Below are 21,354 nucleotides of genomic sequence, written 5' to 3' on the forward strand. Positions count from 1 at the left end.
CGTCGCCCCGAGCCCGCCACACCCCCGCCGACGGGCCCGGCGCCCGTATCCGCGGGCCCGTCGGCCCACCACTCCCCGGCCGACGTGCCCAGCGCCCGTATCGCGGGCCCGCAGGCCCCGCCTTCACGCGCCGTACCTTCGACCGCGGATGCGCCGCCGGTCAGCCGATCTCCGGCGGGTCGATCCGGATCCGTACCGCCTCGCTCCCGCCGCTCCCCCCACGAGCCATCCGGGCCGCCAGCGCGGTCTTCAGCGCGGAGGCCAGTGCCGCTCCGCTGCCCGGTGGTACGCGGATGAGTGCCCGCTCCCACCGCTCCCCCGGTGGCGGCCCCCCGGTCCGTCGCGGGCGTCCGGCCTCGGTGACCGGCACGGGTACGGGCCCGAGCACCTCGGCGTCCGCCGGGAGTCCGGCCCCGGCGAGGAAGTCCATGACCGCCCCGGCCGGTCCCGACACCGCCGCCATCCTCGAGACCGGCGGAAAGCCCAGCTCGGCCCGCTCGGCCAGTTCCCGCACCGCGTGCCCGGCGGGGTCCCACCGCACCAGCGCCTGCACGGGCCGCAGCGTCGCCTCGGCGACGACCACCACGGTCCCGCCCGCGGACTGCGGCCGGACGAGCGCGCCCGCGCCGATCCACCGCCGCAGCGCCTCCTCGCCCGCCCGCAGATCCGGCCGCCCGAGCATGGCCCATCCGTCCAGCAGCAGAGCGGCCGTATAGCCGCCCTCGGCGACCGGCTCGGCGCCCGGGGTGCTGACGACCAGGGCGGGGGCGTCCGGAACCGTGTCCAGCACCTGTTCGCGCCCCGACGTCCGCACCGGGACGGCCGGAAACGCGCGCCCCAGCTCCTCGGCGGTCCGCCGGGCGCCCACCACCTGGGCGCGCAGCCGGAAGCTGCCGCACTCCGGACAGTGCCAGGCGCTCTCCTCCCGCCCGCACCAGCCGCATCGCAGCTCCCCCGCGTCCTGGGCCGCCAGCGGCCCGGCGCAGTGCCGGCAGCGGGCGGGCGCGCGGCACTGGGCGCAGGCCAGCCGGGGGACGTAACCCCGCCTGGGCACCTGCACCAGCACCGGACCGCGTCGCAGCCCCTCCCGCACGGCCTCCCAGGCGAGCGTCGGCAGCCGGGCCGCCCGGGCCGCCTCGTCCCGCGCGAGATCCTGGTCCCCCACGGTCCGCACCAGCGGCGCGGCCGCCCGTACCTGCTCGCGGTCGGCGGCCAGCGGCGCCGCCCAGCCGCTCTCGACCAGCTGCGCGGCCTCGACGGTGCAGCTCCAACCTCCCAGCAGAAAAGCACACTTGTCGCGCGAGGCCCGCAGCTCCAGGACCTCGCGCACATGCGGGAAGGGCGCGTTGTCGTCGCTGTGGCTGGAGTCCCCGTCGTCCCAGACGACGACGAGGCCGAGATCGCGGACCGGCGCGAACATCGCGGCCCGCGTCCCGACGACGGCCCGCACGGCCCCGCGCCGTATCGCGAGCCACTCCCGGTACCGCCGCTCCTGCCCCGCGTCGGCGGTCAGCAGCGCATGCTGCCCGTCCCCCAGCAGCGTCCTCAGCGCGGCATCGACCCGCGCGGCAGGGCGTCCCGCGGGCACGACGACCAACGCGCCCCGGCCCGACGCGAGTGTGGCCTGCACGGCCCGGGCGATCTCCTCCGCCCACCCGGGTCCGGGCAGGGCGGTCCACACGGCCCGCGGCGCACCGCCGGAGGCCAGGGACCGCAGAAACTCGGGGCCTCGCGCATAGCGCCGCCAGGAGGCGGGATCCGGCGCGGCGGGCGGTGCGGGCGGCGGACCCATCTCGGTCGCCTCGGCCCGGGCGTGCCGCGGCGGCACGGCGAGCTGGAGCACATCGGCGAGACTTCCCGCGTACCGGTCGGCGACGGCCCGCGCGAGATCCAGCAGTTCGGGTGACAGGACGGGCTCGGGCGACACGACCTGGGCCAGCGCCGCGAGGGGCCCCGTGTAGTCGGACTCGGCCACCCGCTCCACGAGGAACCCGTCGATGAGCCCGCCGCCCTCGCGCCGTCCGTCGCGCACCGTCCGCGCGCCGGCCCCGAACCGCACCCGGACCCGCACCCCGGGCCGGGCCACGGCGTCCAGCTCCTCCGGCACCGCATAGTCGAAGTACCGGTCCAGATGCAGCACGCCCTTGTCGACCAGGACGCGCGCGACGGGCAGGTCCTTGGCGAGCGCGGCCCCTCGCCACGTGCGCGGCTTGGCCCGGGGCGTCTTGGCCTGGCGCACGGCCTCACGGATCAGCGCAAGCTGCTCGGGCGGCCCGGCATCGTCCCCGCCCGCCCCGTGCTGTTGCCCGTTCCCGCTGCTCACGCTTGCATTCTTACCAAACCCCACTGACACCGCCGTCCGGACCTCGGCACGCGCTCGGTGCCCGGGCCCGCCGGTGACGCGCCGAGGCCCGGCTCCCTCGAAGGGCGCCGGGCCTCGTGCATGAGTGGGAGGGACTACAGCCCTGCGGCCTCGCGGAGGGCCTCCACGCGGTCGGTGCGCTCCCAGGTGAAGTCGGGGAGCTCCCGGCCGAAGTGGCCGTAGGCGGCGGTCTGGGCGTAGATCGGGCGCAGCAGGTCCAGGTCGCGGATGATCGCGGCCGGGCGGAGGTCGAAGACCTTGGCGATCGCGTGCTCGATCTTCTCGGCGTCGACCTTGGCCGTGCCGAAGGTCTCCACGAACAGACCGACCGGCTCGGCCTTGCCGATCGCGTACGCGACCTGCACCTCGCAGCGGGAGGCCAGGCCGGCCGCCACGACGTTCTTGGCGACCCAGCGCATCGCGTACGCCGCAGAGCGGTCCACCTTGGACGGGTCCTTGCCGGAGAACGCGCCACCGCCGTGCCGCGCCATACCGCCGTAGGTGTCGATGATGATCTTCCGGCCGGTCAGGCCCGCGTCACCCATCGGACCGCCGATCTCGAACCGGCCGGTGGGGTTGACCAGCAGGCGGTAGCCGTCCGTCTCCAGCTTGATGCCCTCGTCCAGCAGGGCCTTGAGCTCCGGCTCGACGACGAACTCGCGGATGTCGGGGGCGAGCAGCGACTCGAGGTCGATGTCGCTCGCGTGCTGCGAGGAGATGACCACCGTGTCCAGGCGGACCGCCTTGTCACCGTCGTACTCGATGGTGACCTGGGTCTTTCCGTCCGGACGCAGGTAGGGGATGGTGCCGTTCTTGCGGACGTCGGACAGCCGCTTGGACAGGCGGTGCGCCAGGAAGATGGGCAGCGGCATCAGCGTCGGCGTCTCGTCCGTCGCGTAGCCGAACATCAGGCCCTGGTCGCCCGCGCCCTGGCGGTCCAGCTCGTCGTCGTCGCCCTCGACACGGGACTCGTACGCCGTGTCCACACCCTGCGCGATGTCCGGGGACTGCGCGCCGATCGACACCGAGACGCCGCAGGAGGCGCCGTCGAAGCCCTTCTTCGACGAGTCGTAGCCGATCTCGAGGATCTTGTTGCGCACCAGCGTCGCGATGTCCGCGTACGTCTTGGTCGTGACCTCGCCGGCCACGTGCACCAGACCGGTCGTGATCAGCGTCTCCACGGCGACCCGGGACGTCGGGTCCTCACGCAGAAGCGCATCGAGAATGGTGTCGCTGATCTGGTCAGCGATCTTGTCGGGGTGACCCTCGGTCACAGACTCCGAGGTGAACAGGCGACGGGACACAACGCTCCCTGGGGTTGCAGCGGCTGCTGGCTGATCATTGGCGGACGGGACGGGAGCTGCGCCCGGCGTCGTCCGAGAACAGTTTATCGGTCGCGCTCGGCCACCGGCCCACCTGTCTCGCCACTCGGGAGCCCTGTGACCTGCGGCACGGGCATTCTGCCCAATGCCGCTCGCTCTTTTCCAGGGTCGCCACGCGCGAATGTGGCGAGGCCCGAGCGGCTCTCCAGAGGAAGGAGGGATTCAGGACAGGCCTCAGGACAGGCGCGGCGCCACGAGGTCCCACACCGTCTCGGCGAGTGCCTCCTTCGGGCCGTACGGCAGCGGGGTCTCGCTGCCGTCGGCTCCCAGCACCACGGCCTCGTTCTCCTCGGCGCCGAAGGTCTTGCGCTCCCCCACCTCGTTGACCACGAGCAGGTCGCAGCCCTTGCGCGCGAGCTTGGCACGGCCGTTGACCAGCACGTCGTCCGTCTCCGCGGCGAAACCGACGACCACCTGGCCGGGGCGGGCCCGGTCCGCCGAGATCTCGGCGAGGATGTCCGGATTCCGCACCAGGACGATGGGCTCCGGATCCTGGCCGTCCTTCTTCTTGATCTTCCCGGAGGCGTATACCGACGGCCGGAAGTCCGCCACCGCGGCCGCCATGACCACGGCGTCCGCGTCCGCGGCCGCCTTCAGCACCGCCTCGCGCAGCTGCACGGCCGTGCCCACCCGCACGACGTCCACGCCGGCCGGATCGGGCAGGGTCGTGTTCGCGGCGATCAGGGTGACCCGGGCACCCCGGGCGGCGGCCGTGCGCGCCAGGGCGTAGCCCTGCTTGCCGGAGGAGCGGTTGCCCAGGAAACGGACCGGGTCGAGAGGCTCGCGGGTGCCGCCGGCGGTGACGACGACATGCCGGTCCCTGAGGTCCGGCTCGGTCACGCCCCGGGCCAGCACCCGGCGGCAGACCTCGAAGATCTCGGCCGGGTCGGGCAGCCGTCCCTTGCCCGTGTCCACGCCGGTCAGCCGGCCGACCGCGGGTTCGATGACGACGGCGCCGCGGCGGCGCAGCGTCGCCACGTTCTCCTGGGTGGCCGGGTGCTCCCACATCTCGGTGTGCATCGCGGGGGCGAAGACGACCGGGCAGCGGGCGGTGAGGAGGGTGTTGGTCAGCAGGTCGTCGGCGAGGCCGTGGGCCGCCTTGGCTAGCGTGTCGGCCGTCGCGGGGGCCACGACGACCAGATCGGCGTGCTGGCCGATGCGGACGTGCGGCACCTCGTGGACGTCGTCCCAGACCTCGGTGGAGACCGGGTTGCCGGAGAGCGCCGACCATGTCGCCGCGCCGACGAAGTGCAGCGCGGAGGCTGTCGGCACGACACGCACATCATGCCCGGACTCGGTCAGTCTGCGCAGCAGCTCGCACGCCTTGTAGGCGGCGATGCCACCGCTGACCCCCAGAACGACCTTCGGCTTGTCCACCGTCTCTCCCCGGACTCGGATCCGTACATCCCCATGCTGCATCACCGCGGAGGGGTCCTCCGCGCTCCCCCTTGAGCAGACCACAGGCCCGGCAGGAGTGCTGCCGGGCCTGTGGAAAAAACCTGTCGCGGTATGGCGATATGACATACCGCACTGTGTGGCTTACTGCGCCGGGCCCTCGATGGCCTCGGAGGTCAGCAGACCCGCGTTGATCTCGCGCAGGGCGATCGAGAGCGGCTTCTCGTGGACGTGGGTGTCGACGAGGGGACCGACGTACTCGAGGAGGCCCTCACCGAGCTGCGAGTAGTACGCGTTGATCTGGCGGGCCCGCTTGGCCGCGTAGATCACGAGGCTGTACTTCGAGTCGGTGGCCTCGAGGAGCTCGTCGATCGGCGGGTTGATGATGCCCTCGGGCGCGGTGATGGAAGAGGACACGCTCTACCTTCCGAAAGATGGGAAAGATCAGACCTGATCACACAACCCTGATCACACAACGTTCATCAAGGTTAGCAGCTCGCGCGCCACGTCCTCGACCGAGGTGTTGACCAGGGTCTCGTCGAACTCGGGCTCGGCCGCCAGCTCGATCTTGGCCGCCTCCAGGCGGCGCTCGATCACCTCGGGCGGCTCGGTACCGCGTCCGGTGAGCCTGCGCACCAGCTCCTCCCAGGAGGGCGGAGCCAGGAACACGAGCTGTGCCTCCGGCATGGACTCACGGACCTGCCGGGCGCCCTGGAGGTCGATCTCCAGCAGCACCGGCACGCCGGACTCCAGGTGCTCCAGCACGGCCGCTCGCGGCGTGCCGTAGCGGTTGCCGGCGAACTCGGCCCACTCCAGCAGCTCGCCGTTGGCGATCAGCTTGTCCATCTCGTCGTCGGTGACGAAGAAGTAGTGGACTCCGTGCCGCTCACCCGGGCGAGGCTTACGGGTCGTCGCCGACACCGAGAGCCAGACCTCGGGGTGTTCCTTGCGCATGTGAGCGACGACCGTGCTCTTGCCGACCCCCGAGGGGCCGGAGAGCACGGTCAGCCGCGGACGTTCACTCATGCAGCGATTATTCCAGCAATCCCGGAGTGCACCGGACTCAGCTGGCGGTGCCGCCGAACTCGCGCTCCAGGGAGGCGATCTGGTTGGAACCGAGGCCACGCACACGGCGGCTCTCGGAGATCCCGAGACGCTCCATGATCTGCTTGGCGCGGACCTTGCCCACGCCCGGCAGGGACTCGAGGAGGGCGGAGACCTTCATCTTGCCGATGACGTCGTTTTCCTGGCCCTGCTTGATGACCTCGTGCAGGGAGGCGCCGGAGTGCTTGAGTCGATTCTTGACCTCGGCCCGCTCCCGGCGAGCCGCGGCGGCCTTTTCGAGCGCGGCTGCGCGCTGTTCAGGGGTAAGGGGCGGAAGAGCCACGCCTACGTCACCTCGGATGTCGAACTGTCGGATACGGACCGGTGAGGAACCTAGTCGCCCCACACCTGGGGAGGCACGAGCAACACGCTTGCCCGTTCTCTCGTCGGAGACTAGCGGGCAAGTCCGCCAGAGTCAGCGAGAACAGCGGAAAAGTCCTGGTCAGCCTCTGTCGAGCCAGACTTTTCGGACATACTGCCCGGGATTTGAGGATGTATTCAGACTCAGGCGCCTCCGCGAGCACGTGTCGGAGGACTCCCGCGGCGGCGCCGGAACCTCTAGCCGGCCGCCACCGCGACCCTGATCTCCTCCGCGTAGCGTTCCGCGGCGTCACGGAGCGCGACCATGTCGGGACCGTACCGCAACACTCCCCGGCTCACGTTCGGCACCACGTTGCGCACGGCCTTGCCGAAGACCCGGGGAAGGTCGGCCGGGGCGGCTCCCTGGGCTCCGATGCCGGGCGCGAGGAGCGGGCCGCCCATGTCGAGGTCGTACGACGACAGATCGCCGAGCGTGGCGCCCACGACGGCCCCGAAGGAGCCGAGGGGCTCCTCTCCCGCGTTCTCGGCCGCGAGGTGGGCGAGCATCGTCGCGCCCACGTTCCGGCCGTCGGCGCGTACGGCGTGCTGCACCTCGCCGCCCTCGGGGTTCGAGGTCAGCGCCAGCACGAAGAGCCCGGTGCCGCTCTCGCGCGCGAGGTCCACGGCCGGCTTGAGCGAGCCGTAGCCCAGATAGGGCGAGACGGTCAGCGCGTCGGAGAACAGCGGAGCGTCCTTACGGAGGAAGGACTCGGCGTACGCGGCCATGGTCGAGCCGATGTCGCCGCGCTTGGCGTCCATGACGACCAGCGCCCCGGCCGCCCGGGCCTCCTCGACCGCCTTCTCCAGGACGGCGAGCCCACGCGACCCGAAACGCTCGAAGAAGGCGCTCTGCGGCTTGAGGACGGCGACGCGCTCGGCCATCGCCTCCACCACCGTGCGGCTGAACCGCTCCAGACCGGCCACGTCGTCGTTCAGGCCCCACTGGGCCAGCAGCGAGGCGTGCGGGTCGATGCCGACGCACAGCGGGCCCCGCTCGTCCATGGCGCGGCGCAGACGCGTACCGAAGGGTTCCAGACCTGTCATGGGGACTTCCTCACATCGGCGCCGACCGCGTCGGCGAGGGTGGCGTAGGGGCTGGTGCGCAGACGTGCGGCGAGCCCCTTGTGGAGAGCACGGGCCCAGAAGGGCCCCTCGTAGATGAAGGCGCTGTAACCCTGCACCAGCGTGGCACCGGCCAGAATGCGCTGCCAGGCGTCCTCGGCGCTCTCGATGCCGCCCACGCCCACCAGGGTGATGCGGTCGCCCACGCGCGCGTACAGGCGGCGCAGCACCTCCAGAGAGCGTGTTCTGAGCGGTGCGCCGGACAGTCCGCCGGTCTCCTTCACCACGGCGGGGTCGGAGGTCAGTCCGAGCCCCTCGCGCGCGATGGTGGTGTTGGTGGCGATGATCCCGTCCAGGCCCAGTTCCACGGCGAGGTCGGCGACGGCGTCGACGTCCTCGTCCGCGAGGTCCGGGGCGATCTTGACCAGCAGCGGGACGCGCCGGGTGGTGACCGTACGGTCGGCGGCCTCGCGGACGGCGCTCAGCAGCGGGCGCAGCGCCTCGGTCGCCTGCAGATTGCGCAGACCGGGGGTGTTCGGCGAGGAGACGTTGACGACCAGGTAGTCGGCGTACGGCGCGAGCCGCTCGGCCGACTTCACGTAGTCCGCCACGGCCTCCGCCTCGGGGACGACCTTGGTCTTGCCGATGTTGACGCCCACGACGGTCCGGAAGACGGGCGTACGGGAGGCCAGACGGGCGGCGACGGCGAGCGAGCCCTCGTTGTTGAAGCCCATGCGGTTGATCAGCGCCCGGTCCGCGACGAGGCGGAAGAGCCGCTTCTTGGGGTTGCCCGGCTGCGGCTCCCCGGTGACCGTGCCGATCTCGACGTGGTCGAAGCCCAACATCGCCATGCCGTCGACGGCGAGGGCGTTCTTGTCGAAGCCGGCCGCGAGCCCCATCGGGCCGTGCATGCGCAGGCCGAACGCCTCCGTGCGCAGCTCCTTGTACCGGGGCGCGAGAACGGCGGCGGCGAAGGTGCGCAGCACGGGGATGCGCACGGCGCGGCGGATCCAGCGGAAGGCCAGGTGGTGGGCCTGCTCCGGGTCCATCCGGGAGAAAACCAGACGGAAGAAAAGCTTGTACATGTCCCTGTGTCCTCACGAAGAGGGGGACACCGTTTCCGATGTCCCCCTCAAGGGCTGCTAGTCGCGGGCCGCGGTCAGGTGTTCCGCGTGTTCCTGGAGGGAGCGGACGCTCACGTCGCCGCGGTTGAGGGCGTCGATGCCCTGGACGGCGGCGGCGAGCGCCTGGACCGTCGTCAGACAGGGCACCGAGCGGGCCACCGCGGCCGTGCGGATCTCGTAGCCGTCGAGGCGGCCACCGGTGCCGTAGGGCGTGTTGACGATGAGGTCGACCTCGCCGTCGTGGATGAGCTGGACGACGGTCCTCTCACCGTTCGGGCCGGTGCCCTCGGACTGCTTGCGCACGACGGTGACGTTGATGCCGTTGCGCTTGAGCACCTCGGCGGTGCCGGAGGTGGCGAGCAGCTCGAAGCCGTGGGCGACCAGCTCCCGCGCCGGGAAGATCATCGACCGCTTGTCCCGGTTGGCGACCGAGATGAAGGCGCGGCCCTTGGTCGGCAGCGGGCCGTAGGCGCCCGCCTGCGACTTGGCGTACGCCGTGCCGAAGACGGAGTCGATGCCCATGACCTCGCCGGTGGAGCGCATCTCCGGGCCGAGGACCGTGTCCACGCCCCGGCCGTGGATGTCGCGGAACCGCGACCACGGCAGGACGGCCTCCTTGACCGAGATCGGCGCGTCCAGCGGCAGCTCGCCGCCGTCGCCGTTCTTCGGCAGCAGCCCCTCCTCGCGCAGCTGCGCGACGGTCGCGCCCAGCGAGATCCGGGCGGCGGCCTTCGCCAGCGGCACCGCGGTCGCCTTCGAGGTGAAGGGGACGGTGCGGGAGGCGCGCGGATTGGCCTCGAGGACGTAGAGGATGTCACCCGCCATCGCGAACTGGATGTTGATCAGTCCGCGCACCCCGACGCCGCGGGCGATGGCCTCCGTGGAGGCGCGCAGCCGCTTGATGTCGAAGCCGCCCAGCGTGATCGGCGGCAGCGCGCACGCCGAGTCGCCGGAATGGATACCGGCCTCCTCGATGTGCTCCATCACGCCGCCGAGGTACAACTCCTGGCCGTCGTAGAGTGCGTCGACGTCGATCTCGATCGCGTCGTCGAGGAAGCGGTCGACGAGCACCGGCCGGGACGGGCTGATCTCGGTCGACTCGGCGATGTACGACGCGAGCCGGGTCTCGTCGTAGACGATCTCCATGCCGCGTCCGCCGAGGACGTACGACGGCCGCACGAGGACCGGGTAGCCGATCTCGTCCGCGATCGCCTTGGCCTCCCCGAACGTGGTGGCCGTGCCGTGCTTGGGGGCCGGCAGGCCGGCCTCGGCGAGCACCCGCCCGAACGCGCCGCGGTCCTCGGCGGCGTGGATCGCCTCGGGCGAGGTGCCCACGATCGGCACGCCGTTGTCCTTCAGCGCCTGGGCCAGGCCCAGCGGGGTCTGGCCGCCGAGCTGGACCACGACGCCCGCGACCGGGCCCGCCTGCTGCTCGGCGTGGACGATCTCCAGCACGTCCTCGAGCGTCAGCGGCTCGAAGTACAGGCGGTCGGAGGTGTCGTAGTCCGTGGAGACCGTCTCGGGGTTGCAGTTGACCATCACGGTCTCGTAGCCCGCGTCGCTGAGCGCGAAGGAGGCGTGGACGCAGGAGTAGTCGAACTCGATGCCCTGGCCGATGCGGTTGGGACCGGAGCCCAGGATGATGACCGCGGGCTTCTCGCGCGGCGCGACCTCGGTCTCCTCGTCGTAGGAGGAGTAGAAGTACGGCGTCTTCGCGGCGAACTCGGCGGCGCAGGTGTCCACCGTCTTGTAGACCGGGCGCACGCCCAGCGCGTGCCGTACCTCGCGCACGACGTCCTCGCGCAGGCCCCGGATCTCGGCGATCTGCTGGTCGGAGAAGCCGTGTCGCTTGGCCTCGGCCAGCAGCTCGGCGTCCAGCCGCTCAGCGGCGGCCAGCTCGTCCGCGAGCTCCTTGATGAGGAAGAGCTGGTCGACGAACCAGGGGTCGATCCTGGTGGACTCGAAGACCTCCTCCTGGGTGGCGCCCGCGCGGATCGCCTCCATGACCGTGTTGATCCGGCCGTCCGTGGGGCGGGCGGCCTCGCGCAGCAGCGCCGCCTTGTCGCCGGTCTCGCCCGTGAAGGCGAACTGGCTGCCCTTCTTCTCCAGGGAGCGCAGCGCCTTCTGGAACGCCTCGGTGAAGTTGCGGCCGATCGCCATCGCCTCGCCGACCGACTTCATGGTCGTGGTGAGCGTGGAGTCGGCCGCCGGGAACTTCTCGAAGGCGAACCGCGGCGCCTTGACGACCACGTAGTCGAGGGTCGGCTCGAAGGAGGCCGGGGTCTCCTGGGTGATGTCGTTGGGGATCTCGTCGAGGGTGTACCCCACGGCGAGCCTGGCGGCGATCTTGGCGATCGGGAAGCCGGTGGCCTTGGAGGCGAGGGCGGACGAGCGCGAGACGCGCGGGTTCATCTCGATGACGATCACACGACCGTCCTCGGGGTCCACCGCGAACTGGATGTTGCAGCCGCCCGTGTCCACGCCGACCTCGCGGATGACGGCGATGCCGATGTCGCGCAGGATCTGGTACTCGCGGTCGGTCAGGGTCATCGCTGGCGCGACGGTGATCGAGTCACCGGTGTGCACGCCCATGGGGTCGAAGTTCTCGATGGAGCAGACGACCACGACGTTGTCGTTCTTGTCGCGCATCAGCTCCAGCTCGTACTCCTTCCAGCCGAGGATGGACTCCTCCAGGAGCACCTCGGTGGTCGGCGAGAGCGTGAGGCCCTGGCCCGCGATGCGGCGCAGCTCGTCCTCGTCGTGCGCGAAGCCGGACCCGGCGCCGCCCATGGTGAAGGAGGGGCGGACGACGACCGGGTAGCCGCCGAGCTGCTCGACGCCGGCCAGCACCTCGTCCATGGAGTGGCAGATCACCGACCGGGCGGACTCACCGTGCCCGATCTTCCGCCTGACCGCCTCGACGACCTCCTTGAACTGGTCGCGGTCCTCGCCCTTGTGGATGGCCTCGACATTGGCACCGATCAGCTCGACGCCGTACTTGTCCAGGACACCGTTCTCGTGCAGCGCGATGGCGGTGTTGAGGGCCGTCTGACCGCCCAGGGTGGGCAGCAGGGCGTCGGGGCGCTCCTTGGCGATGATCTTCTCGACGAAGTCCGGGGTGATCGGCTCGACGTACGTGGCGTCCGCGATCTCCGGGTCGGTCATGATCGTCGCCGGGTTCGAGTTCACCAGGATGACCCGCAGGCCCTCGGACTTCAGCACCCGGCACGCCTGGGTGCCGGAGTAGTCGAACTCCGCGGCCTGGCCGATGACGATCGGGCCGGAGCCGATGACCAGGACGGACTGGATATCGGTGCGCTTAGGCACGCTGGCCCTCCATCAGGGATACGAAGCGGTCGAACAGGTAGGCGGCATCGTGCGGTCCCGCGGCGGCTTCGGGGTGGTACTGGACGCTGAAGGCCGGCTGGTCGAGCAGCTGGAGGCCCTCCACCACGTCGTCGTTGAGGCAGACGTGGGAGACCTCGGCGCGGCCGTAGGGGGTCTCGGACACCTGGTCGAGGGGTGCGTCGACGGCGAAGCCGTGGTTGTGCGCGGTGACCTCGACCTTGCCGGTCGTACGGTCCTGCACCGGCTGGTTGATGCCGCGGTGGCCGTACTTCAGCTTGTAGGTGCCGAAGCCGAGCGCACGGCCGAGGATCTGGTTGCCGAAGCAGATGCCGAACAGGGGCGTCCGCCGCTCCAGGACGGCCTGCATGACGGCGACGGGGTGGTCGGCGGTGGCGGGGTCGCCGGGGCCGTTGGAGAAGAACACGCCGTCCGGGTTCACCGCGAACACGTCCTCGGCGGTCGCCGTCGCGGGCAGCACATGCACCTCGATGCCGCGCTCGGCCATGCGGTGCGGGGTCATGCCCTTGATGCCCAGGTCGATCGCGGCGACGGTGAACCGCCGCTCGCCGATCGCGGGGACGACGTAGGCCTCCTTGGTGGCGACCTCGGCGGCCAGGTCCGCGCCCACCATCTCGGGGGCCTGGCGGACCTCGGCGAGCATGGTGCCCTCGTCGGGCAGCGCGTGGCCGGAGAAGATGCCGACGCGCATGGCGCCGCGCTCGCGCAGATGACGGGTGAGCGCGCGGGTGTCGATACCGCAGATGCCGACGACGCCCTGGTGGCGCAGCTCCTCGTCCAGCGAGCGCTTGGCGCGCCAGTTGGAGGGCACGCGCGCGGGGTCGCGCACGACGTAGCCCGCGACCCAGATCCGCCGGGACTCGGGGTCCTCGTCGTTGACCCCCGTGTTGCCGACGTGGGGGGCGGTCATCACGACGACCTGGCGGTGGTACGACGGGTCGGTGAGGGTCTCCTGGTAGCCGGTCATGCCGGTGGAGAACACGGCCTCGCCGAAGGTCACCCCCACGGCCCCGTAGGCACGGCCGCGGAAGATCCGGCCGTCCTCCAGGACGAGTACGGCGGGAGTCCTGGTGGCTCCCTCGGTGGAGGTGGTCATCGTGCGCCTTCCATCTTGTCGATCATGTGGTTCAGGGTGTCGACCCAGTCGTGGTGCTCGGCCGCGCGGTCGGAGCGGAACCCGGAGTCGAGCAGCTTGCCGCCGTGCTCCCAGGTCACGACCAGCAGTCCGCCCTCGGTGAGCACCTTGCCCGCGATGCCCTTGTCGAGCCGGGCCCCGCGCAGTTGCTCGGCGGGAACGAAGAAGTCGGTCGCGCCGGGGCGTACGACGTCGAGTCCGGCGTCCGTCAGCGTGAGCTCGACCCGGCTGCGGGTACCCAGGCCGTGGGCCACGATGCGGTCCAGCCACTGTCCGGCGGTCGTGGAACCGTGGTAGCGGCCGCTCATGCTCAGTCTCGCCGGACCGGGCTCCTCGGGCATTCCGGGCTGCGACGGCTCGCCGCCTCCGTCGAGGGTGGTGGGCGACGGGCGGGTGGGCAGCTCCGGCAGGTCGCTCTGGAGGGTGCCGCGCCACTTCCAGCCCTCGCGCATCAGCCAGTAGACGAGCGCGACGAACAGGGCGAGCCCCACGAGCCAGCCGATCCGAGCGGCCCAGTCGGTCACTTCCGCCGATTTCTTCGCGGCGGCGAGCAGGATTTCAGAAGTCACGCGAGCTTCCCGTCAACGAGGGTGGCCTTGCCCCGGAGCCAGGTGTGGGTGACACGGCCCGGCAGCTCACGGCCCTCGTACGGAGTGTTGCGGCTGCGCGAGGCGAAGCCCGCGGGGTCCACCTGCCCACGGTAGGCGGTGTCGACGAGGGCGAGATTGGCGGGCTCACCTGCCGAGACGGGGCGGCCGTGGCCCGCGGCCCGGCCGATCGTCGCGGGCTTGAAGGACATGCGGTCGGCGACCCCCGCCCAGTCGAGCAGCCCGGTGTCGACCATCGTCTCCTGCACCACGGACAGCGCCGTTTCCAGGCCCACCATGCCCATGGCGGCGGCGGCCCACTCGCAGTCCTTGTCCTCGTGCGGATGGGGGGCGTGGTCGGTGGCGACGATGTCGATCGTGCCGTCGGCGAGCGCCTCACGCAGCGCCATGACGTCGCGCTCGGTGCGCAGCGGCGGGTTGACCTTGTAGACCGGGTTGTAGGTGCGCACCAGCTCGTCGGTGAGCAGCAGGTGGTGCGGGGTGACCTCGGCGGTGACGTCGATGCCGCGGGACTTCGCCCAGCGCACGATCTCGACGGACCCGGCGGTCGACAGATGGCAGATGTGCACGCGCGAGCCGACGTGGTCGGCGAGCAGCACGTCCCGGGCGATGATCGACTCCTCGGCGACCGCGGGCCAGCCGCCGAGCCCCAGTTCCGCGGAGACGACGCCCTCGTTCATCTGCGCACCCTCGGTGAGCCGCGGCTCCTGCGCGTGCTGGGCGACCACCCCGCCGAAGGCCTTCACGTACTCCAGCGCCCGGCGCATGATCACCGCGTCGTCGACGCACTTGCCGTCGTCGGAGAAGACGGTGACGCCGGCCGCCGACTCGTGCATGGCGCCGAGCTCGGCGAGTTTCTTGCCCTCCAGGCCGACGGTGACGGCGCCGATGGGGTGGACGTCGCAGTAGCCGTGCTCGCGGCCGAGGCGCCACACCTGCTCGACGACCCCGGCGGTGTCGGCGACCGGGAAGGTGTTGGCCATGGCGAACACGGCCGTGTAACCGCCGCTCGCGGCCGCCCGGGTCCCGGTCAGGACCGTCTCGGAGTCCTCGCGGCCGGGCTCGCGGAGGTGGGTGTGCAGATCGACGAGGCCCGGCAGCAGCACCTTGCCCTCGGCCTCGACGACCTGGGCGCCCTCGGCGGGCAGCCCCGTGCCGACCGCCTCGATGATCTCGCCGTCGATCAGGACGTCCTGCGGCTCACCGCCGAGCACCCGCGCACCACGGATCAGGATCTTGCTCATCTGTCTTACTTCTCCTCGGTACGGGTGTCGGGCTGGGCGGAGGCATTCCGGGAATCGAATACAGCCCCGCCGAGCAGCAGGTACAGAACGGCCATCCGGATCGAGACACCGTTGGCCACCTGTTCGACGGCGGTGCAGCGCCCGGAGTCGGCGACCTCGGCGGTGATCTCCATGCCGCGGACCATCGGGCCGGGGTGCATGACGATGGCGTGTTCCGGCATCCTCGCCATCCGGTCGCCGTCCAGGCCGTAGCGCCGGGCGTACTCGCGCTCGGTCGGGAAGAAGGCGGCGTTCATGCGCTCGCGCTGGACGCGCAGCATCATCACCGCGTCCGACTTGGGCAGCGCGGTGTCGAGGTCGTAGGAGATCTCGCAGGGCCAGGAGCCGACGCCGACGGGCAGCAGGGTGGGCGGGGCGACCAGGGTGACCTCGGCGCCCAGGGTGTGCAGCAGATCGACGTTGGAGCGGGCGACCCGGCTGTGCAGCACGTCTCCGACGATGGTGATGCGCTTACCGGCCAGGTCGTGGCCCAGTCCCGCGTCCCGGCCCACCAGACGGCGGCGCATGGTGAAGGCGTCGAGCAGGGCCTGGGTGGGGTGCTGGTGGGTGCCGTCCCCGGCGTTGATCACGGCGGCGTCGATCCAGCCGGAGTTGGCCAGGCGGTAGGGGGCTCCGGAGGCGCCGTGCCGGATGACGACGGCATCGACGCCCATCGCCTCCAGAGTCTGGGCGGTGTCCTTGAGGGACTCGCCCTTGGACACGCTGGATCCCTTGGCGGAGAAGTTGATCACGTCCGCGGACAGCCGCTTCTCGGCGGCCTCGAAGGAGATCCGGGTGCGGGTGGAGTCCTCGAAGAAGAGGTTGACGACGGTGCGGCCGCGCAGGGTCGGCAGTTTCTTGATCGGCCGGTCCGCGACCCGGGCCATCTCCTCGGCGGTGTCGAGGATCAGGACGGCGTCGTCACGGGTGAGGTCGGCGGCCGAGATGAGATGGCGCTGCATCTGTCAGGCTCCGTAAGGCAGTTCATCAATCGGGAGGATTCGGGCAGGCGCGGGCGCGCGGAGGCGCACTCGCAGGACGTACGCCAGGGGCGTACGTCGGAGTGCTACTGCTGCGCGCCCGCCACGGTCTGCTTCACTCCGAGCAGCACGGTGTCACGACCGTCCTCCTCGGTGAGCTGGACCTTGACCGTCTCCCGCAGCGACGTGGGGAGGTTCTTGCCGACGTAGTCGGCACGGATCGGAAGTTCGCGGTGGCCGCGGTCGACGAGGACCGCGAGCTGGACCGCGCGCGGGCGCCCGATGTCGTTCAGGGCGTCGAGGGCGGCACGGATCGTGCGGCCGGAGAAGAGCACGTCGTCGACGAGCACGACCAGCCGGCCGTCGAGCCCGTCTCCGGGGATCTCCGTGCGGGCCAGGGCACGTGGGGGCTGCAACCGCAGATCGTCGCGGTACATGGTGATGTCGAGGGAGCCGACCGGAATCGTGCGGCCGGTGATCTGCTCGAGCTTCACGGCGAGCCGACGGGCGAGGAAGACGCCCCGGGTCGGGATGCCGAGGAGCACCACGTCGTCGGCACCCTTGGCGCGCTCGACGATCTCGTGGGCGATGCGGGTGAGCACCCGCGCGATGTCAGGACCTTCGAGAACCGGTCGGGCATCGGAATGCTGCGTGTCCATACGAAACGGACCCCCTTCTCCGCCTCACGGGACGGATCTTAAAGGACGTCGGAATTGCGCCATACAGACTACCAGCCCACCGGGGGCGGTCGATCACCCCCCTGGCGCCCCCTTGTCACCCGTTCGGCGTCACCGCACGTCGCCGCCCACGGACGGGTCGCTGCGGACCATTCGGCTTGACGGGGAAGAGTCACGCTGCGTAACCTCACAGTGAGTCACCAGCCTTCGTCCGGGGAGCTATATGTCCAGCGAATACGCCAAACAGCTCGGGGCCAAGCTCCGGGCCATCCGCACCCAGCAGGGCCTTTCCCTCCACGGTGTGGAGGAGAAGTCCCAGGGACGCTGGAAGGCCGTCGTGGTCGGGTCGTACGAGCGCGGAGACCGCGCCGTCACCGTGCAGCGCCTCGCCGAGCTGGCGGATTTCTACGGGGTTCCGGTTCAGGAACTGCTGCCCGGCACCACTCCGGGCGGCGCCGCCGAGCCGCCGCCGAAGCTCGTTCTGGACCTGGAGCGCCTGGCCGGCGTGCCGGCCGAGAAGGCGGGCCCGCTGCAGCGGTATGCGGCGACGATCCAGTCCCAGCGCGGTGACTACAACGGCAAGGTCCTGTCGATCCGCCAGGACGACCTGCGCACCCTCGCGGTGATCTACGACCAGTCGCCCTCGGTCCTGACCGAGCAGCTGATCAGCTGGGGCGTCCTGGACGCGGACGCGCGCCGTGCGGTGGCGTCCCACGAGGAGAGCTGACCCTCCTCCCGTCTCAGCAGAAACGTGCCGCCGGGGTGGCCGGACCAGTACGGTCCGGCCACCCCGGCGGCGTTCTCGGGGGCCCCTGACGGCCGCCCGGAGACCGATACGCCGGAGGGCCCGCAGCATGCGTGCTGCGGGCCCTCCGGCGTATGTACGGCGTCCTCGCTCCCGGGGTGCGGCCGCGCCCTGAAAAGGCGCACCGGGCCGCCCGCGGACACCCCCGCGCCGCGGGCGAGCGGCGCGGTGCGTCCTCGGAGCTATTCGCGGCGCAGCGAGGGCTTCAGGTCCTTCAGCCGGCCGAGCAGCCCGTTGACGAACGCGGGCGACTCGTCGGTGGAGAACTCCTTGGCGAGCTGCACCATCTCGTCGAGCACGACGGCGTCCGGCGTCTCGTCGACCCAGATCAGCTCGTAGGCACCGAGGCGCAGGATGTTGCGGTCGACGACCGGCATCCGGTCGAGGGTCCAGCCGACCGCGTACTGCGCGATCAGCTCGTCGATGCGCTTCGCGTGCCCCGCGTACCCCTCGACGAGCTGCATCGTGTACTCGCTCACCGGCGGCTGCCGGGTGTCGGTCCGCGAGAGGCGGATCCAGTCCGCGAGGACCGTCAGGACGTCGGCCCCGCGCTGGTCGCCCTCGAAGAGGATCTGGAAGGCGCGCTTACGGGCCGTGTTACGAGCAGCCACGGTTAGCTGTTCACCCGGCCGAGGTAGTCGCTCGTACGGGTGTCAACCTTGATCTTCTCACCGGTGGTGATGAAGAGCGGGACCTGGATCTGGTGGCCGGTCTCCAGGGTGGCAGGCTTGGTGCCACCGGTGGAGCGGTCGCCCTGGACGCCCGGCTCCGTCTCGGCGATGGTCAGCTCGACAGCGGCGGGCAGCTCGACGAAGAGCACCTCGCCCTCGTGCTGCGCGACGACGGCCGTGAAGCCCTCAATGAGGAAGTTCGCGGCGTCGCCGACGGCCTTCGGGTCGATGTGCAGCTGGTCGTACGTCTCCATGTCCATGAAGACGAAGTACTCGCCGTCCTTGTACGAGAACTGCATGTCGCGCTTGTCGACGGTGGCCGTCTCGACCTTGACACCGGCGTTGAACGTCTTGTCGACGACCTTGCCGGAGAGCACGTTCTTGAGCTTGGTGCGCACGAAGGCCGGGCCCTTGCCGGGCTTGACGTGCTGGAACTCGACGACGGACCAGAGCTGGCCGCCTTCGAGCTTGAGCACCAGGCCGTTCTTGAGGTCGTTCGTGGAAGCCACGGTTGCGGAATCTCCTGGACTGACGTACGACCACGGGGCACGCGTCACAACGCGAGCAGCTCCTTGGTCGTGATGGTGAGTAGCTCGGGTCCGCCGTCCGCCTCGGGGCGTACGACGAGCGTGTCATCGATCCGGACCCCGCCCCGGCCCGGGAGGTGAACCCCGGGTTCGACGGTGACCGGCACGCAAGCGTCCAGTTTACCCATGGCGGCCGGGGTCAACTGCGGGTCCTCGTCGATTTCGAGTCCCACACCGTGCCCGGTCCCCGGCGCGAGGCCGCTGCCGTACCCCGCGGAGTCCAGTATCTGCCGTGCTGCGCGGTCCACGTCCCGGTACGCGACCCCTGGTGCCAGGGCCTGCCGACCGGCGCGCTGGGCGGCGAAGACAAGATCATACAACTCGATCTGCCAGTCCGCGGGCGAGGTGCCGATCACGAAGGTACGGCCGATCTCGCAGCGGTAGCCGCGGTAGGTGGCCCCGAGGCAGACGGAGAGGAAGTCGCCCTCCTCCACCCGCCGGTCGGTGGGGCGGTGACCTGGACGGCCGGAGTTCGGGCCGGTGCCGACGGAGGTGCTGAAGGCGGGCCCGTCGGCGCCGTGGTCGATCAGACGGCGCTCCAGTTCGAGGGCGAGATGACGCTCGGTGCGGCCAACGAGGATCGACTCCAGCAACTCGCTCAGCGCCTGGTCGACGATCTCCGCCCCGATCCGCAGCAAAGAGATCTCGCCCTCGTCCTTCACCAGACGCAGTTGCTCGACCGCGCCACCGAGGTCGAGCAGCCGCAGCCGGGGGGCGACCGAGGTCAGGGCCCGGTGCCGGGCCACCGTGAGGTGGTGCTCCTCGACCGCCAGGGACTCGGCGCTCTGCGCGGCGGCCAGATCGGCGCCGGCCACGGCGGGGTCGCCACCGGGCAGCGGCAGCACCTGGACCCGTAGCGACTCGTCCGGGCGTCCGTCGATCAGCTCGTCGTCCGGCGGTCCGGCGCACAGCAGCACGTCCTCCCCCGTGCCGACCAGCAGGACGGCGCCCTGGGGCGCGGCGCCCGCGAGATAGCGGACATTGGCGGGGCGGGTGACCAGCGCCGCCGCACTGCCACCCGCGCTGCAGCGATCCCTCAGCCGGTCCCGGCGGGCCGCGTACACCTCTGGCATGACCCGAGCCTACGAGCGGTGGCCGGATGCCGCCGTTCCAACGGGGCCGGACGGGCGGCCGGGCAGGCTCCGGAGGCGGCCCGAAGGCCTACGGCGGCGGGCGGGACGCACTTGCCTCGGAACCCCGAACAGCCCGTGGAAGGGGACCGGGAGCGGGCGCCTCGGCCCGCCACCAACGCCTCTTACGGCGTCACGGCCGCAGCGGAACCGGCCGGTCTCCCGGATGGCCGCAGGGACCGGTCACCACTGCGGCGGGCTGGCGATCGAGCGGGCCAGGACCTCGTCCAGCGCGCGGGCCGTGCCGGCCACGTCGAGCTGTGAGTTGTCGATGATCGGCAGTCCGGAGCCGTACCAGCCGGCCATGCGGCCGTGGATCCGGGCGACCTCCTCATCGGTGAGGCGGCGGTTGCCCGTGCGCTCCGCGTTGCGCTCCAGGACTATCTCCAGGCCCGGCAGCAGGACGACCGGGAGCAGACCGGGTCCCACATGCCGCTTCCAGCCACCGAGGCCGACGACCGGGCGGTCCGGGAAGACGGCGTCGTCGAGGATGCACGAGATGCCGTTGGCCAGGAAGTTGCGGGCCGCGAAGCCGCAGGTGCGGCGGGCGAGACGATACTGCGCCTCCGAGTGGTCGTTCCACCCCGACTGGGGGTCGGCGAAGCCGGAGCGCACCCATTCGCGTACGTCGTCGAGGCTGATGTGGGCCGTGGGAACCCGGCGGTGGTCGGCCCAGTACTTCGCGACGCTCGTCTTGCCCGCGCCCGCCGGGCCGATGAGCAGCACCGCGAGCGTGGCGCACGAGGGGTCCGGCGCGGGCGCGGCCGGGGGCGTGCCCGGCATGCTGTCCGGGGCGCCGGGCGGACGACCGACCTGGCCCGTGGTGTCCGGCGCGGGCGGAACGGGCGCGTGGTGCGGGGGCACCTGGGTGTGTGGAGGCCCGGGCGGCACCGCGGAGCCCGCGAAGCCCGGCGCGGGCGGGACGTGCGGTGCGGGACCCGGATGGGCACCCGGCTGCCCCGGATGGTGTGCGGCCGGTGACCAGACCGTCGCCGGTTCCTGCCCCGGCTGGTGGGGCGGCGGCAGCGGCGCTCCCACTGCGTGCTGCATCCGGTGCCACTCCGTCTCGTTGTCTCGGGCTCGCTCCCCACGGAACCGTACCGTCCCCGGCCGTTGTTGTGTGAACGGCCGGGGACGGCCTGAAGTGCCCGTTGCCGCAGGCGAATCGGGGCAACCGGCGCCCGGCGGAACGAGTCGCCCGCCGGTCGGGCCCCGGAGCGCGGGCTACTGGCCCACTTCGCCGTACGCGGCCAGCAGCACCGCCGGGTCCGGGCCCTCCAGCACGGTCGGCCTGGCCAGACCGTCCAGCACGATGAAGCGGAG

19 protein-coding genes are annotated in these 21,354 nt (G+C 71.3%); 1 reads left to right on the top strand and 18 read right to left on the bottom strand.

What is annotated here, in order from left to right:
- Positions 1-160: 160 nt before the first annotated feature.
- The 14 genes from ACFYX0_RS21215 to pyrR form a co-directional block, all read right to left on the bottom strand.
- Positions 161-2,323, bottom strand: coding sequence for a primosomal protein N' (locus ACFYX0_RS21215; RefSeq protein ID WP_388972179.1), 2,163 nt, complete (start codon positions 2,321-2,323; stop codon positions 161-163).
- Between the two features lie 134 nt (positions 2,324-2,457).
- Positions 2,458-3,666, bottom strand: a complete 1,209-nt coding sequence (metK, locus tag ACFYX0_RS21220; RefSeq protein WP_355913689.1) for a methionine adenosyltransferase — start codon at positions 3,664-3,666, stop codon at positions 2,458-2,460.
- Positions 3,667-3,918: 252 nt separating this feature from the next.
- Positions 3,919-5,121 (bottom strand): bifunctional phosphopantothenoylcysteine decarboxylase/phosphopantothenate--cysteine ligase CoaBC, encoded by a 1,203-nt coding sequence (gene coaBC, locus ACFYX0_RS21225; RefSeq protein ID WP_388972180.1) that lies wholly within the window; start codon positions 5,119-5,121, stop codon positions 3,919-3,921.
- Between the two features lie 162 nt (positions 5,122-5,283).
- Complete coding sequence (rpoZ, locus tag ACFYX0_RS21230) at positions 5,284-5,556, bottom strand: DNA-directed RNA polymerase subunit omega (RefSeq protein WP_005319902.1); 273 nt, start codon at positions 5,554-5,556, stop codon at positions 5,284-5,286.
- A gap of 51 nt (positions 5,557-5,607) precedes the next feature.
- A complete protein-coding gene (gmk, locus tag ACFYX0_RS21235) occupies positions 5,608-6,165 on the bottom strand; it encodes a guanylate kinase (RefSeq protein ID WP_311695999.1) in 558 nt (185 codons plus the stop codon).
- A gap of 37 nt (positions 6,166-6,202) precedes the next feature.
- The gene (locus tag ACFYX0_RS21240; protein ID WP_103844829.1) at positions 6,203-6,526 is read right to left on the bottom strand and encodes an integration host factor; all 324 of its coding nucleotides are present in this window, start codon (positions 6,524-6,526) and stop codon (positions 6,203-6,205) included.
- A gap of 275 nt (positions 6,527-6,801) precedes the next feature.
- Complete coding sequence (gene pyrF, locus ACFYX0_RS21245; RefSeq protein WP_388972181.1) at positions 6,802-7,647, bottom strand: orotidine-5'-phosphate decarboxylase; 846 nt, start codon at positions 7,645-7,647, stop codon at positions 6,802-6,804.
- Positions 7,644-8,750 carry a quinone-dependent dihydroorotate dehydrogenase gene (locus ACFYX0_RS21250; RefSeq protein WP_388972182.1) on the bottom strand — a complete coding sequence of 369 codons (1,107 nt, stop codon included), beginning with the start codon at positions 8,748-8,750 and terminating at the stop codon, positions 7,644-7,646. Before ACFYX0_RS21250 ends, pyrF begins: the two co-directional genes overlap by 4 nt.
- A 57-nt stretch (positions 8,751-8,807) precedes the next feature.
- Entirely contained in the window at positions 8,808-12,116 is a 3,309-nt protein-coding gene (carB, locus tag ACFYX0_RS21255) for a carbamoyl-phosphate synthase large subunit (RefSeq protein ID WP_355913676.1), read from the bottom strand.
- Positions 12,109-13,251, bottom strand: a complete 1,143-nt coding sequence (gene carA, locus ACFYX0_RS21260; RefSeq protein WP_355913674.1) for a glutamine-hydrolyzing carbamoyl-phosphate synthase small subunit — start codon at positions 13,249-13,251, stop codon at positions 12,109-12,111. Before carA ends, carB begins: the two co-directional genes overlap by 8 nt.
- Complete coding sequence (locus ACFYX0_RS21265; protein WP_388972183.1) at positions 13,248-13,859, bottom strand: hypothetical protein; 612 nt, start codon at positions 13,857-13,859, stop codon at positions 13,248-13,250. The genes carA and ACFYX0_RS21265 overlap by 4 nt, the downstream gene beginning before the upstream one ends.
- Positions 13,856-15,142 carry a dihydroorotase gene (locus tag ACFYX0_RS21270; RefSeq protein ID WP_388972185.1) on the bottom strand — a complete coding sequence of 429 codons (1,287 nt, stop codon included), beginning with the start codon at positions 15,140-15,142 and terminating at the stop codon, positions 13,856-13,858. Before ACFYX0_RS21270 ends, ACFYX0_RS21265 begins: the two co-directional genes overlap by 4 nt.
- 5 nt (positions 15,143-15,147) lie before the next feature.
- The gene (locus tag ACFYX0_RS21275; RefSeq protein WP_355913665.1) at positions 15,148-16,143 is read right to left on the bottom strand and encodes an aspartate carbamoyltransferase catalytic subunit; all 996 of its coding nucleotides are present in this window, start codon (positions 16,141-16,143) and stop codon (positions 15,148-15,150) included.
- Between the two features lie 104 nt (positions 16,144-16,247).
- A complete protein-coding gene (gene pyrR, locus ACFYX0_RS21280) occupies positions 16,248-16,820 on the bottom strand; it encodes a bifunctional pyr operon transcriptional regulator/uracil phosphoribosyltransferase PyrR (protein ID WP_311696015.1) in 573 nt (190 codons plus the stop codon).
- Positions 16,821-17,061: 241 nt separating this feature from the next.
- Here pyrR and bldD point away from each other — a divergent pair, with 241 nt between their 5' ends.
- On the top strand, positions 17,062-17,565 hold the full coding sequence (gene bldD / locus ACFYX0_RS21285; protein WP_311696017.1) for a transcriptional regulator BldD: 504 nt from the start codon (positions 17,062-17,064) through the stop codon (positions 17,563-17,565).
- A 260-nt stretch (positions 17,566-17,825) separates the two neighbouring features.
- On the opposite strand, the gene nusB is transcribed toward bldD, so the two are convergent.
- The 4 genes from nusB to ACFYX0_RS21305 form a co-directional block, all read right to left on the bottom strand.
- The gene (nusB, locus tag ACFYX0_RS21290) at positions 17,826-18,254 is read right to left on the bottom strand and encodes a transcription antitermination factor NusB (protein ID WP_311696019.1); all 429 of its coding nucleotides are present in this window, start codon (positions 18,252-18,254) and stop codon (positions 17,826-17,828) included.
- A gap of 2 nt (positions 18,255-18,256) precedes the next feature.
- The gene (gene efp, locus ACFYX0_RS21295; RefSeq protein WP_311696020.1) at positions 18,257-18,823 is read right to left on the bottom strand and encodes an elongation factor P; all 567 of its coding nucleotides are present in this window, start codon (positions 18,821-18,823) and stop codon (positions 18,257-18,259) included.
- 44 nt (positions 18,824-18,867) lie between these two features.
- The gene (locus ACFYX0_RS21300; RefSeq protein ID WP_355925115.1) at positions 18,868-19,974 is read right to left on the bottom strand and encodes an aminopeptidase P family protein; all 1,107 of its coding nucleotides are present in this window, start codon (positions 19,972-19,974) and stop codon (positions 18,868-18,870) included.
- 240 nt (positions 19,975-20,214) lie between these two features.
- Positions 20,215-21,081 carry a Pro-rich N-terminal domain-containing protein gene (locus ACFYX0_RS21305; protein ID WP_388972188.1) on the bottom strand — a complete coding sequence of 289 codons (867 nt, stop codon included), beginning with the start codon at positions 21,079-21,081 and terminating at the stop codon, positions 20,215-20,217.
- Positions 21,082-21,354 lie beyond the last annotated feature (273 nt).

It is taken from the genome of Streptomyces sp. NPDC002573 (assembly GCF_042889625.1).
Taxonomy (GTDB): Bacteria; Actinomycetota; Actinomycetes; order Streptomycetales; family Streptomycetaceae; genus Streptomyces; species Streptomyces gibsoniae.